This is a genomic window from Microbacterium sp. SGAir0570 (assembly GCF_005491085.2).
GTDB lineage: Bacteria > Actinomycetota > Actinomycetes > Actinomycetales > Microbacteriaceae > Microbacterium > Microbacterium arborescens.
Genome location: NZ_CP027929.1, coordinates 1,547,739 through 1,561,175, shown reverse-complemented (window position 1 = coordinate 1,561,175; position 13,437 = coordinate 1,547,739). Strand labels below are relative to the sequence as shown.

The following is a 13,437-nucleotide window of genomic DNA, read 5'->3' as shown; positions in this document are numbered from 1 at the left end:
CTCACTTGGTGATCGAGGGCGGGGCGGATCTTCGCCCCACGGGTCAGGGGCGTGATCCGGGGCTACGCGACGGGGAGTGTCCGAGGTCGCCACGCCTCACGGCGCGCCTCGAACTGCGCGATCGCCTCTTCATTGCGCAGCGTGAGCCCGATGTCGTCGAGTCCCTCGAGGAGCCTCCAACGAGTGTAATCGTCGATCTCGAAGGGGACTCGGAGGTCACCCAGAGCGGCGACGCGCGCCTCGAGGTCGACCGTCATCCGCATTCCGGGCTGCGCATCCACGGCAGCCCAGATCGCCTCACGGTCCGACTCGGAGATGACGCCCGCGAGGAGTCCCTGCTTACCGGCGTTGCCGCGGAAGATGTCGGCGAACTTGGGGGCCAGCACCACGCGGAATCCGAAGTCGCGCAACGCCCAGACGGCATGCTCACGGCTCGAGCCGGTACCGAAATCCGGACCCGCGACGAGGATCGACGCCCCCGCGAAGGCCGGCTGGTTGAGGACGAACTCGGGATCCTGACGCCAGTTGGCGAAGAGGGCGTCTTCGAAGCCGGTCTTGGTGACGCGCTTGAGGTAGACGGCGGGGATGATCTGGTCGGTGTCGACGGCGGAGCGCTTGAGCGGGGCGACGACACCGGTGTGGGTCTCGAACTTCTCCATGGTCAGGCCTCGACCTTCTCGCGTGCGGGCAGATCGCTCGGTGACGCGAGGCGCCCGAGCACGGCGGTGGCGGCGGCGACGAGCGGCGAGACCAGGTGCGTACGGCCGCCCTTGCCCTGGCGTCCCTCGAAGTTGCGGTTGCTGGTCGACGCGCATCGCTCACCGGGAGCGAGCTGATCGGGGTTCATCCCCAGGCACATCGAGCAGCCGGCGAAGCGCCACTCGGCGCCGAACTCGGTGAAGACGCGGTCCAGGCCCTCGGCCTCCGCCTCGAGCCGCACGCGGGCCGAGCCCGGAACGACCATGACGCGGACGCCGTCCGCCTTCGTGCGTCCCTCGATGATCGACGCGAACGCGCGGAGGTCCTCGATGCGGCTGTTCGTGCACGAGCCCATGAACACGGCGTCGACCGGGATCTCCTTGAGCGGCGTGCCCGGCTGCAGGTCCATGTACTCGAGCGCACGCTCGGCCGCGGCCTTCTCGTTCGGATCGCTGAAGTCGTCGGGCGAGGGAACCGTCGCACTGAGCGACACACCCTGGCCGGGGTTGGTGCCCCATGTGACGAACGGCTCGAGCTCGCCCGCGTCGATGAAGATCTCGGCGTCGTAGACGGCGCCCTCGTCGCTGGGGAGCGTGCGCCAGTAGGCGACGGCGTCTTCCCAGTCCTGCCCGGTCGGCGCGTGCGGACGGCCCTTGACGTACTCGAAGGTGATCTCGTCGGGGGCCACCATGCCGGCGCGGGCGCCGGCCTCGATCGACATGTTGCACATGGTCATGCGCCCCTCCATCGAGAGGGAGCGGATGGCGCTGCCGCGGTACTCGAGCACGTAGCCCTGACCGCCGTTGGTGCCGATCTTGGCGATCACGGCGAGGATGATGTCCTTCGCCGTCACACCTTCCTTCAGCTCGCCCTCGACGGTGATCGCCATCGTCTTGAAGGGCTTCAGCGGCAGCGTCTGGGTCGCCATGACGTGCTCGACCTCGCTCGTGCCGATCCCGAACGCCATCGCGCCGAACGCGCCGTGCGTCGAGGTGTGGCTGTCACCGCACACGACCGTGATGCCGGGCATCGTGAGGCCCAGCTGGGGCCCGACGACGTGGACGATCCCCTGCTCAGCGTCGCCGAGGGAGTGGAGGCGGACGCCGAACTCCTCGGCGTTGCGCCGCAGCGTCTCGATCTGCGTCCGGCTCGTCAGGTCTGCGATCGGCTTGTCGATGTCGAGCGTCGGGGTGTTGTGGTCCTCGGTCGCGATCGTGAGGTCGAGGCGCCGCAGCGGGCGGCCTTCGGCGCGCAGACCGTCGAAGGCCTGCGGACTGGTGACCTCGTGGACGAGGTGCAGGTCGATGTAGATGAGGTCGGGCTGCCCGTCTTCACCCTTGACGACGAGGTGGTCGTCCCAGACCTTCTCGGCCAGGGTGCGCGGGCGCTCGGGAGGGGTGGGAATGCTCATGGGGTTTCGTTCTCCTTGCGAACCGGGATCAAGCCCACGACGGACTCCGCGGCGAGGAGGGGCTCAGAACGAGACCTCGCCGCGGCCGCTAAGGAGAAGGCGAGCGATCCGCATGCGGTCAGAATACCACCGGGCGCGGCGGGGGCGTCCGGTCACGAGCGCTCGTCGTCGCGCACGGACGGCTGCTCGACCGTCGGAGGCGTGCCCTGCTCGTCGGCGACCGCGGCAGCAGCCTGAGTCGGGTCGGCAGCGTCGCGGTCGTGACGCGCGGCGATCAGGCTCGCGACGGTCGCGACGAGCATCGCGCCGACGATGACCCCGAGGGAGACCCACGTCGAGATCTCGGGCGCCCAGGCGATACCGTCGCCGCCGTTGATGAACGCGAGCTCGTTCTCGTGCATGGCGTGGAGGATCAGCTTCACGCCGATGAACGCGAGGATGAATGCGATGCCGTAATGCAGGTACTTGAGCCGGTCGAGCAGGTCGCCCAGCAGGAAGTAGAGCTGCCGCAGGCCCATCAGGGCGAAGATGTTGGCGGTGAACACCAGGAACGGATCCTGCGTGATGCCGAAGATCGCCGGGATCGAGTCGAGGGCGAACAGCAGATCGGTGACGCCGATCGCGACGAAGACGATGATCATCGGGGTGAACATCCGCTTGCCGTCCACGACGGTCCGCACCTTGGGGCCGTCGTACTCGTCGGAGATGTCGACGGTTCGACGGATGATGCGGACGAGGAAGTTCTCCTTCTTCACGTCGTCGTCGTGGTCGCCCTCGGGAAGCGCCTGCTTGATCGCCGTGTAGATGAGGAAGGCCCCGAAGATGTAGAACACCCAGCTGAACTGCTCGATGATCGCCGCCCCCGCGAGGATGAAGAGACCTCGAAGCACCAGCGCGATGATGATGCCCACCATCAGCACCTTCTGCTGATATCGCCGAGGAACCGAGAACTGGCTCATGATCAGGACGAACACGAACAGGTTGTCGATCGACAGGCTGTACTCCGTCAGCCATCCCGCGACGAACTGGCCGGCATGCTCGACGTCGGCGACGGCCCACAGGATGCCGGCGAACACGAGCGCCAGCGACACGTAGAACAGCACCCACAGCGTCGATTCCTTCGGGGACGGGATGTGGGGTCGCTTGACGATGATGAGCAGGTCGGCGACGAGCACGAGCACCAGGACGACGAGCGCGACGATCTGGAACGGCACGGGGAGGTCCATGCGAGCCTTTCGGGGAGGAAGCCTCCCGAGACTACACCCCGGCTCCCCCGCGGCCCGGGTGTGAGACGGTTCGCGACGACGCGACACTGATGGGGTGAGGGAAGGAACTCGGACGCATGGTCGACACGATCGCACGCGGTGATGCCGAACTCGTCGAAGCGGCGGCATCCGGAAGCGAACACGCCTTCCGCACGCTCTACCGGGCTTACGTCCGGCCGGTGTACTGGCTCGCGCACGGCCTTCTCGGCGATTCCGCCGAGGCCGAGGACGTGGCCCAGGAGACGTTTCTCGTCGCCTGGCGCAAGCTCCCGGATCTTCAGCTGGCAGGCGAGTCGCTTCTGCCGTGGCTGATCACGATCTGCCGATTCCAGAGCGCGAACCGCATCCGAAGACGCCAACGCGAACGCCGGCACACGACCGAGGCGGACACCGCCGACGTCGCCGACACCGTCGATGTCGAGCGACAGGTCGTGGAAAGCGACCTGGTCGAGCGCATTCTCGCCGCCGTCGGCTCCTTGAGCCCGCTCGACCAGGACATCTTCCGACTCTGCGCCGCGGAGGGGTTCGCGTACCAAGCGGCAGCCGATCGCCTCGGCGTCAGCCATGGGACCGTCCGGAACCGGCTTTCCCGCATCCGCACTTTCGTCCGCTCGAGCGTTGAACCGGAGCAGTCATGAACGATCTACCCACCCTCGACGACCGCCGCATCGACGCGATCGAGGAGGCGTTGTTCGCGGACATCGCCCGCGAACGGGCGGAGGCACGGGCCCGCGACGACCTTTCCGTGTCGCAGCGACGGCGTCGGCGCCGCACCTGGTGGGGCGCGACAGGAGCGGCCGCAGCCGTCATCGTCGTCGCCGCGGCCATCGCTCCGCAGCTGACCAGCAGCAGCGGCGGCGCGTCATCGGTCTCCCCCGCCGGCGAACCGGGCTGGACGATCGGCTCGCTCGAGGACGGTGGCGTCTCGTCGGACGGCGGCAGCTCTGAGGCTGCTCCTGAGCCTTTCGTCCTCGACGACTCCGGCGCCGCGATCTCCGGGAGCCGCGCCGAGACCGGTGCCGCGGTAAACGGGCGCGAGGTCGTCGCGACGGCATCGGCCTCGGTGGTCGTCAGCGATCCCCGCGCCGCAGCGGAGTCGATCGCCGATGCAGCGGTCGCAGCCGGCGGGTACGTCGAATCGATGAGTCTCGGTGACGGCGCTCCGGCGCCCCTCGACGGGGTGGCGACGTGGCCGCGCCCCTCGGGAACGGCATGGGTGAGCGTGCGCGTCCCCGCGACGGGTCTGGAGGATGCGATCGCGGGCCTCTCGGACGTCGGCGAGGTCGAGAGCTCCCAGGTCTCGCGCGACGACGTGACGACTCAGACCACAGACCTGCGCGCGCGGGTAGCCGCCGGTCAGGCCTCGGTCGAGCGGCTGACGGAGCTCATGGGGCAAGCGGGCTCGGTCGCGGATCTGATCGCAGCCGAGTCCGCGCTCGCTGAGCGACAGGCCGACCTCGACTCGCTGCAGCAGCAGCTCACCGCGCTCGAGTCGCAGGTCGCCCTGTCGTCGCTCACGGTTCAGCTGCAGGTTCCGGCCGAGAAGGTGGACGCCGATCCCGCGGGCTTCGGCGACGGACTCGCGACGGGATGGAACGGGCTCATCGCCACGTTCAACGGGATCGTCGTGGGGCTCGGATTCCTGCTCCCCTGGCTCGCCGTGATCGGGCTCACGGCTGCGCTGATCTGGCTCGTCGTCTCGACGACTCGCCGGCGTCGGGCGCGTCGGGAATCGCCCGAGTCCTGAACGCGCAGCGGGGAGATCCCGGGCGGGAATGCGAAACGCCCATCCGAGAGGATGGGCGTTTCGCGGTGGTGACCCCAGCGGGATTCGAACCCGCGTTACCGCCGTGAGAGGGCGGCGTACTAGGCCGCTATACGATGGGGCCGTACTTTTCTGTCTTCCCCGGGGCTCCGGAGGCAACCGTTAAAGTATGCCACGGCCTCGCGCATCCGGCAAAATCGAGGCCCCCATTGCCGTCTCGGGCGTGTCGGGCGTTGACTGAGGACATGCATGTCACCAAGCACGAACACGCCTGCCTGCGCCTCGAGCGCGAGGGCAAGACCCTGATCATCGATCCCGGCACGTTCACCTCACCTCTCGAGGATCTGCACGACGTCGTGGCTGTCGTCGTCACCCACGAGCATCCCGATCACTGGACGTCCCAGCACCTCTCGTCGATCCTCGAGCAGTTCCCGAACATCCCCGTGTACGGCCCCGAGGGTGTCGTGCGGGCGGCCGCGGGGTTCGACATCCGCGAGGTCTCCCCCGGTGACAAGCTGGAGGCGGGCCCGTTCAGCCTCGAGTTCTTCGGCGGACGCCACGCGGTGATCCACGAGTCGATCCCCGTGATCGACAACGTCGGCGTCCTCGTCGACGACGAGTTCTACTACCCCGGCGACTCCTACGCCGTGCCCGAGGGAGCGCATGTGAAGCTCCTCGCGGCGCCCGTCGGCGCCCCCTGGCTGAAGATCGGCGACGCGATGGACTTCGTGCTCGAGATCAAGCCGCAACGGGTCTTCGCGACCCACGACATGACGCTGTCTGCGGCGGGCCTGTCGATGGGCCGCGAGCGGCTCTCGTGGGCGGCCCAGCAGAATGGCGGCGACTTCGTGGCGCTGGACCCGGGCGACTCCACCGACATCTGACCCCCGGAAACGACGGATGCCGTGGACCCGAAGGTCCACGGCATCCGTGCTTCGCGGGCGGATCAGGCCGCGTCGTGGTCGATCTCGAGGAAGGCGACGAGCTCGTCGAGCGCCTTCTCGGCACCCTCACCCTCGGCCTTGAGCGTCACGACCGAGCCCTGCGAGGCGCCCAGGCCCATGATGCTCAGGATGCTGCCGGCGTTCAGGTCGGGGCCGCCCTCGACGGCGATCGTGACGGGGACGCCCTTCGACTGCACCTCCTGCACGAAGAGCTTCGCGGGGCGGGCGTGCAGTCCGGAGCTGCTCGCGATGGTGGCGGTGCGTTCTGCCATGGTGGTGTCTCCTCAGACTGTCGCGGTCGCCGCGGCCGGGGCCGGGGCGGTGGAGCTCTTGCGGACGTACTTCTTGAGCACGACGAGCAACAGCGCAGAAACGACGGTACCTGTCAGAAGCGCGACGAAGAAACCCCACACCGGCGAGATGGCGAACAGCACGAACACGCCGCCGTGCGGAGCGAAGCTCTGGACCCCGAACCACATGCTCAGCGCACCGGTGATCGCCCCGCCGACGAGGGATGCCGGGATGACGCGCAGCGGATCCGCCGCCGCGAACGGGATCGCACCCTCACTGATGAACGATGCGCCCAGCAGCCATGCCGCCTTGCCGTTCTCGCGCTCGACCGGCGTGAAGAGCGGACGGGCGAGCACCGTCGACGCGAGCGCAAGAGCCAGCGGCGGCACCATTCCCGCCGTCATGACCGCAGCCATGATGAGGTACGGGGCTGTGTTCTCCGTCGACGCGGCCGCGAGGCCGGTGGTGGCGAAGACGTAGGCGACCTTGTTGATCGGACCGCCGAGGTCGAAGCACATCATGAGGCCCAGGATCACGCCGACGACGATGAGGCCCGCACCGCTCTGGGTGAGGTTCGTGAGTCCGTCGGTCAGGAGCGCCATGAGCGCGGCGATGGGGCGGCCCAGGAACAGGATCATGAGACCCGAGGCGACGATCGAACCGAGCAGCGGGATGATGACGACGGGCATCAGACCGCGCAGCCAGCGCGGGGCGGGGAGGCGTCCGAGCCACCAGGCCACGAAGCCGGCGAGGAAACCTCCGATGATGCCGCCGATGAAGCCGGCGCTCATCGTGACGGCGATCGCACCGGCGACGAATCCGGGAGCGATGCCCGGGCGGTCCGCGATCGCGTAGGCGATGTAGCCCGCGAGGGCGGCCACCAGGAAGCCCATGGATGTCGAGCCGATCATGAACGCCACCGACCCGAGGTACTGGCCGAGCGGGCCGAACGGCGACGTGATGTCGGTGGTCGGCAGGTTCCACAGCGCGTTGTCGATGATGACCTTCGACGCATTCGCCGTGACCTCGTAGCCGCCGAGGGCGAAACCGAGGGCGATCAGGAGACCGCCGCCGGCGACGAAGGGGATCATGTAGCTGACGCCCGTGAGCAGGATGCGCTGGATCTTCGCACCCCACGACAGGTTCTGCGACGCGGTTCCCGCACCGGAACCGGCATCCGCTGCGGCACCGCTGACGCGGGCGGCGTTCGGGTTGGACGCGGCGGCGACGGCTTCGCGGATCATCTGCGCGGGCTGCTCGATGCCGCGCTTGACGCCCGAGCGGATGACCGGCTTGCCGGCGAACCGCGACATCTCGCGGACGTCGACGTCGGTGGCGAAGATCACGGCGTCGGCGTTGTCGATGACGGATGCCGGCAGCGCCTGGTATCCGCTCGAGCCCTGGGGTTCGACGACGAGGTCGACCCCCGCTTCCTTACCCGCGGCCGTCAGGGCGTCGGCGGCCATGAAGGTGTGGGCGATGCCCGTCGCGCACGAGGTCACGGCGACGATGCGCGCGGGCCGACCGTCGATCGTCAGGTCGCCGGAGGCTGCTGCAGCCGGGGCAGCGGAGGTGGCCGGCGGCGCGGCGGTTGCGGAAGCCGGAGCGGCCTCACCCTCGCCGATCGCCGCGCGAACCGTACGCACGACGTCGTCGGCAGTCGCCGCCGCGCGGAGGTCGCTCGTGAACGTGTCCTGCATCAGGCTGCGGGCGAGACGCGAGAGCACGGCGAGGTGCTCCTCGGCGGCGTTCTCGGGCGCGGCGATGAGGAAGACGAGGTCGGCCGGTCCGTCGGGCGCCCCGAAGGCCACGCCCGGCTTCAGCCGTGCGAAGGCGAGGGAGGCCTGCGTCACCGCAGCGCTCTTCGCGTGCGGGATCGCGATGCCACCGGGAAGCCCGGTCTCGTCCTTCTCCTCGCGAGCGATCGCGTCATTCGCGAGGGCGTCGGCGTCCGTGGCGCGGCCCTGCGCTGCGACGAGGCGAGCGAGAGCGCGGATGACGTCCTTCTTGTCGGTCCCGAGGGGCGCGTCGAGGCTGACGAGCTCCGGGGTGATGGTGTCGGACACGGTGTCCTCCTGGTTCGAGTGTTGCGGGTCGTTCGGATCAGTGATGGAGCTCGCGGACGGGGACGTCCGCGGTGGGGAGATCGGTCGGAGTCGGGGCTTGTGTGCCGTCGAGCGCCGCGGCCGCCGAACCGTAACGGATGGCGGAGACGAGGGATGCAGCGGGGTCCGCGCCGCGCGAGTCGGCGAGCAGGAAGCCCGCGAGCGAGCTGTCACCTGCGCCGACCGTGCTGCGAACGCGGGTGGGAGGCGGAGTAGCCGCCCACGCGCCTCGGTCGGAGACGAAGACGGCGCCGTCGCCACCGAGAGTCACGAGCGCGGCCCCCACCGTCGCGGGGACGAGCCCGCGAGCGGCGAGGTGTACCGCCTCGGCGAGGGTGTCGGCTGCGGGCAGCGCTGCGCCGAGGAGATCGGCGAGCTCTTCATCGTTCGGCTTGATGAGGTCGGGACGTCCATCCGCGACGACGGCGCGCAGTGCGGCGCCCGACGTGTCGACAGCGATCCGGGGCGCCTCATGGCCCAGCCGCTCGCGAACCGCTCGGATGATGCAGACGTAGGCGTCATCCGGCAGGCCGGGCGCGAGCGATCCGGCGAGCACGAGCCACTGGGCGTCGCGAGCACATTCCGCGACCACGTCGATCACGTCGTCGAGGTCGGCGGAGCTCAGGGCCACGCCGGGGAGATTGATCTTCGTCGTCTCTCCCGCGGGGTCCGTGACCGCGATGTTCGCGCGGGTTCGACCGCGCACCGGTACCGCCCGAACGTCGAGGTCTTCCGCCGCGAGCGCGGCCGCGAAGGGGTCGGCGGGATCCAGCGGCAGCACCGCGAGGCTGTCGCTTCCCGACGCATGCAGTACGCGCGCCACATTGATGCCCTTGCCTCCGGCATCCTCGCGAACAGCGGACGCCGTCTGAACCTCGCCGACACGCAGCGGCGCGTCGATCGAGATGGTCCGGTCGAGCGACGGGTGCACCGTCAGGGTCACGATCATGCGATCCATACCTCCACGTCGGCCTCGCGCAAGGCGCGGGCGAGCTCCTCATCCGGCTCCCGGTCGGTCACGACGACATCGAGGTCCGAGAGGTCGGCGAACGAGACGAGCAATTCGGAGTCGAACTTGTCGGCGTCGACCAGCAGAATGACTCGCCGGGCGCCCGCGACGACGGCGCGCTTGACGGCGGCTTCGTCGGGGTCGGGCGTGGTCAGCCCCGCGTCGCGGGCGATGCCGTTCGTGCCGAGGAAGGCCACGTCGGGGCGCAGCCGTGAGATGGCCGCAACGGTGTCGGATCCGACCGCGGCCGCGGTCAGTCCTCGGACACGCCCGCCGATCGCCGTCAGGCCGATGCCGCTCGCGCCGGCGAGCGAGTGAGCGATCGTCATCGAATGCGTGACGACCTCGAGGCCGCTGGGCGCGCTGCGTGCGATCAGCGCCTCGGCGAAGGCGGCGGTCGTCGTGCCCGCATCCACATAGATCGATCCGGCGCCGCCCGGAAGCGCAGCCAACGCGCGACGGGCGATCCGCTCCTTGGCCGCGGAGTGGCGCTGGGAGCGTTCGGCGACGGAGGGCTCGGCCGTGCTGACGCGCTCTGCCGAGACGGCGCCTCCGTGGACCCGGCGCAGGACGCCGGTCTCCTCGAGGACGGCGAGATCGCGGCGGACCGTCTCGGTCGTGACGTCGAACCGCGACGCGAGGTCGACCACGGCGACGCGGCCGTGGGCGGCGAGCATTCGTTCGATGAGCTGCTGGCGCTCCATTGCGTACACGACATCCTCCTTCGGATGCCCACACGATACAACGCGATCAAACGCAAAGCAACAGAATGCAACACCGCCTTTGGTCCCGAGGCCGGAAACGACGGAGGGAGGCGCCGGCCGCAGCCGACACCTCCCTCCGGGGCGATCCGAGGCTCAGGCCTCGCTCATCGCGATGACCTCCTGCTGGCCACGCGCTGCGAGCGCGGCCGCACGAGCTGCGATTCGGCGCTCCTGCTCGATCTGACCGGCGTCGAGGGTCTCCTGGTCGACCGGGTAGCTCTCCACCTTGTTCACGCCGTTGTACTTGGCGATGTAGGCGTCGAGCTCGGGGCCCGACTCCCACGACGTGATGAGGCAGTAGCGCGGCTCGTCGCCGTAATGGGCGGCCGCGTGCCACAGGCGCTGGGTGTCGACGATGAGCTGCGCACCGGCGGGCAGCGCGATACGCGTCTCCTCGCTGGGGTCGGTGCGGTTCTCGCGGAGCACGAAGTAGCTCGTCTTGTCGTCCGTCAGGTTGAAGAAGCCTCGGACGACCCAGCCCGTGCCGTCGGGGTTGAGGCGGTTGTTGTCGTCCTGGTGCAGGTTGTAGAGGCAGTCGGCGTACGTGTTCGGCTGCAGCTCGATGATGCGGCAGCGGCCGACGTTCGCGCCGGGCTCCTGCGCACGCGCGGTCAGCGTCGGCGCGATCGCGGTCTGCGAGTCGATCCACACGCCGTCCTTGTCGGTACGCGGCGGCTTGTGGTTCCAGAAACCGTTGCACTCGATCTCGCCCTTGGCCGAGGCCAGCGGGGCGAAACGGGTGTCACCCGAGGACTTCCAGTCGACGTACTCGACGTCGAGCCATTCCTTCGGATCGATCTCCTTGTTGTAGCGGTCGAGGACGACGTAACCGGTCTCCTCGAGGGCAGCGGACTTGATGTAACCCATGACGGATCATGACCTTTCTGTCGGACAAGCGAAGTTTTTACAGGCCCGACTTAGGTCAGCCTACCTAGGGCTCCTGAACGCGCCGGTAGACTCGTCCGGGGTTTTCGAGGAGCGATTTCGGAGAACATGAGCACTGCCACGAATGTCGAAGCGACCGCCGTCAACACGATCGGCTGGCTCTCGGCATCCGACACCACCATCGTCGTCCCGGTGTACCAACGGCAGTACCGCTGGGACATCGGCGGCTGCGAGCAGCTGCTCGGCGACATCCGGTCGGTGTCCGCGTCCGACGACACGCACACCCACTTCATCGGATCGATCCTCTCCACCGCGAGCACCTCGTCCGACGACGACGCACAACTCGTGCTCATCGACGGGCAGCAGCGCATCACCACCCTGATGCTGCTCGTCGCGGCCCTGCACCACACGTTGCGCGATGACGATCCGGAGCTCGCGCGCGAGCTGGAGGCGGTCCTCGTCCGGGCCGACGACCCCACGCGCACGAAGCTGCGTCCGCACCGGGCCTGGGCCGACGTCTTCGAGAGCGTCGTCCTCGATCGGCGCACCCCCGAGGACGAGCTTCGCGTCTCGCGCTTCGACGACAATTACGCGTTCTTCCGCAGTCAGATCCGGCCCGGCGAGGCGGCGGCGCTGTGGCGCGGCCTGCAGAAGCTCGAGCACGTGGCGATCACCCTGGGGCCGCAGGCCAACGCGCAGCAGATCTTCGAGAGCCTCAACTCCACCGGCGAGCCGCTGCGCGACCACGAACTCATCCACAACTACGTGCTGATGGGACTCACGCACGGCGAGCAGAACGAGATCGAGCAGGAGTACTGGCTCGCGATCGAGCAGAACACCGGCGATGCCATCGGATCGTTCTGGAACCACTACCTCGTCATGCTCACGGGGCGCGAGGTGCTCATCACCGGTGGACGCGGCGTCTACGACGTCTTCCGGCAGCAGTTCCCCCGACTCGACATCGACAGCCTGCGGGAGCACGCGACGAGCTGGCGGACATTCTCGGAGATCTATCGCGAGTTGCTCGACCCGGCCACGAGCGACGACCCCGAGGTCGGCCGGCAGCTCGGCTTCCTCGCGGTGCTCGGACGTCAGATGTTCCCGCTCGCGATGCGACTCGTGCATGACCAGCGCGCCGGCATCCTGCCCCGCGAGGAGCTCATCGCGCGTCTGGAGGACATCCAGTCGCTCCTGCTGCGCCGCGTCGTCGTCGGCATCGCGACCGAGCGGCTCGTCGCACGCCTCTGCCGCGCGTACGCCGAAGGCCCCGACGCGCTGACCCGCGCGATCGCGCGCATCACCCCCTCGGACGAGCGGGTGCGCGTCGGTCTCAAGTACAGCGAACTCCCCCATCCGCGTTATGTCCTGGGCCGTCTCGCCGACGCCGACCCCGCCGACCTCCTCGACGTCTCGCCGGTCTTCCCTGCCGGCGCCGGCGACGACTGGTCGGGAGACGGCACGCGACGCTTCGCCGATTACAGCGAGGACGAGCAGAACAGCCACCGTGCCCTGGCGCACACGATCGGCAACCTCACGCTGCTCGAGCAGGACCGCGCGGAGCGCGCGCTCGACGCGACCTTCCCGCAGCTGCGCCCGCTCCTCGCGGGCAGCGCGGTGACGATGTCGCGAGAGATCGCAGAGATCGCCAGCTGGGACACCGCGGCGATCAGCGCCCGCACGGAGACGCTGGCCGCGCGATTCGTCGACCTGTGGCGGCGGCCGTCCCTGACGGGCATCGATGACGACAACCTCACCCCGATCCTGGATGCGAAGCTGCGCCGCGGCTGGCCCCGCGGCTGGCAGCGGGAGTTCGACTACGTCGAGTTCCGCGGCGAGCACTGGGAAGTCCCCGACGTCCGCTACCTGTTCAACCGGGTCTTCAAGCGCCTCTGGGTCGACTCCCGCCAGAGCGTCGTCGATTTCAGCGCGCGCCGTGGCGGCCCCGTGTACCCGGCGATGGCGTGGAACGGCCAGTGGGACGAGCTCGGTGAGGGCAGCTACCTCTACATGGGCTGGGACTCCCGTTACATGCTCACGGCGGTCCAGGGCGTTCTCGAAGAGGCCGGCTGGGCGTCGGAGGTCTTCCTGAAGTACTCCTACATCGGCGAGGCGATGCGCTGATCGCCTAGCAGAGTCGAGAGCATGGCGTCAACGACCCCGCGATCCGGTTCTCGACCGCGTAGCTTCGCTGTTGTACGTGAGCGGCTCGGTAGAGACGGTGTTCGGGTCACTTTCTCCCAGGGCTCACTGACGGCCCCGCCGTGAGATCTCATCTCCGGCGGGGCCGTCCCCTTCTCCG

General features: G+C 68.9%; 12 protein-coding genes and 1 tRNA gene. 4 read left to right on the top strand and 9 right to left on the bottom strand.

From position 1 onward, the window contains the following. Nucleotides 1-62: 62 nt before the first annotated feature. The 3 genes from leuD to C1N74_RS07395 all read right to left on the bottom strand — a co-directional run bounded on the left by leuD (nt 63) and on the right by C1N74_RS07395 (nt 3,336). On the bottom strand, nt 63-659 hold the full coding sequence (leuD, locus tag C1N74_RS07405) for a 3-isopropylmalate dehydratase small subunit (RefSeq protein WP_103840611.1): 597 nt from the start codon (nt 657-659) through the stop codon (nt 63-65). A 2-nt stretch (nt 660-661) separates the two neighbouring features. Next, nucleotides 662-2,110 (bottom strand): 3-isopropylmalate dehydratase large subunit, encoded by a 1,449-nt coding sequence (gene leuC, locus C1N74_RS07400; protein ID WP_023951022.1) that lies wholly within the window; start codon nt 2,108-2,110, stop codon nt 662-664. 152 nt (nt 2,111-2,262) lie between these two features. After that, complete coding sequence (locus tag C1N74_RS07395; protein WP_023951024.1) at nt 2,263-3,336, bottom strand: TerC family protein; 1,074 nt, start codon at nt 3,334-3,336, stop codon at nt 2,263-2,265. Between the two features lie 116 nt (nt 3,337-3,452). Between C1N74_RS07395 and C1N74_RS07390 the strand changes: the two genes are divergently transcribed. Together C1N74_RS07390 and C1N74_RS07385 are read left to right on the top strand one after the other, a co-directional pair. Further along, complete coding sequence (locus tag C1N74_RS07390) at nt 3,453-4,013, top strand: RNA polymerase sigma factor (RefSeq protein ID WP_023951025.1); 561 nt, start codon at nt 3,453-3,455, stop codon at nt 4,011-4,013. Next, a complete protein-coding gene (locus C1N74_RS07385; protein WP_023951026.1) occupies nt 4,010-5,122 on the top strand; it encodes a DUF4349 domain-containing protein in 1,113 nt (370 codons plus the stop codon). Before C1N74_RS07390 ends, C1N74_RS07385 begins: the two co-directional genes overlap by 4 nt. A gap of 66 nt (nt 5,123-5,188) precedes the next feature. Here the strand turns inward: C1N74_RS07385 and C1N74_RS07380 are convergent. Next, nucleotides 5,189-5,264 (bottom strand) — tRNA-Glu (locus C1N74_RS07380). A gap of 121 nt (nt 5,265-5,385) precedes the next feature. Between C1N74_RS07380 and C1N74_RS07375 the strand changes: the two genes are divergently transcribed. Further along, nucleotides 5,386-6,024: an MBL fold metallo-hydrolase gene (locus C1N74_RS07375; protein WP_064956650.1), complete on the top strand. Its 639-nt coding sequence runs from the start codon at nt 5,386-5,388 to the stop codon at nt 6,022-6,024. Nucleotides 6,025-6,086: 62 nt separating this feature from the next. Here C1N74_RS07375 and C1N74_RS07370 read toward each other — a convergent pair whose 3' ends face one another. The 5 genes from C1N74_RS07370 to C1N74_RS07350 all read right to left on the bottom strand — a co-directional run bounded on the left by C1N74_RS07370 (nt 6,087) and on the right by C1N74_RS07350 (nt 11,120). Next, complete coding sequence (locus C1N74_RS07370) at nt 6,087-6,356, bottom strand: HPr family phosphocarrier protein (RefSeq protein ID WP_023951028.1); 270 nt, start codon at nt 6,354-6,356, stop codon at nt 6,087-6,089. 12 nt (nt 6,357-6,368) lie between these two features. After that, entirely contained in the window at nt 6,369-8,441 is a 2,073-nt protein-coding gene (locus C1N74_RS07365) for a fructose-specific PTS transporter subunit EIIC (protein ID WP_137750273.1), read from the bottom strand. Nucleotides 8,442-8,478: 37 nt separating this feature from the next. Beyond that, nucleotides 8,479-9,429, bottom strand: coding sequence for a 1-phosphofructokinase family hexose kinase (locus C1N74_RS07360; protein WP_071919376.1), 951 nt, complete (start codon nt 9,427-9,429; stop codon nt 8,479-8,481). Beyond that, nucleotides 9,426-10,202 (bottom strand): DeoR/GlpR family DNA-binding transcription regulator, encoded by a 777-nt coding sequence (locus C1N74_RS07355; protein ID WP_103840621.1) that lies wholly within the window; start codon nt 10,200-10,202, stop codon nt 9,426-9,428. The genes C1N74_RS07360 and C1N74_RS07355 overlap by 4 nt, the downstream gene beginning before the upstream one ends. A 144-nt stretch (nt 10,203-10,346) precedes the next feature. Then, complete coding sequence (locus tag C1N74_RS07350; protein WP_023951035.1) at nt 10,347-11,120, bottom strand: hypothetical protein; 774 nt, start codon at nt 11,118-11,120, stop codon at nt 10,347-10,349. 126 nt (nt 11,121-11,246) lie between these two features. Between C1N74_RS07350 and C1N74_RS07345 the strand changes: the two genes are divergently transcribed. Then, on the top strand, nt 11,247-13,259 hold the full coding sequence (locus C1N74_RS07345) for a DUF262 domain-containing protein (RefSeq protein WP_137750272.1): 2,013 nt from the start codon (nt 11,247-11,249) through the stop codon (nt 13,257-13,259). The last annotated feature ends 178 nt before the right edge of the window (nt 13,260-13,437 follow it).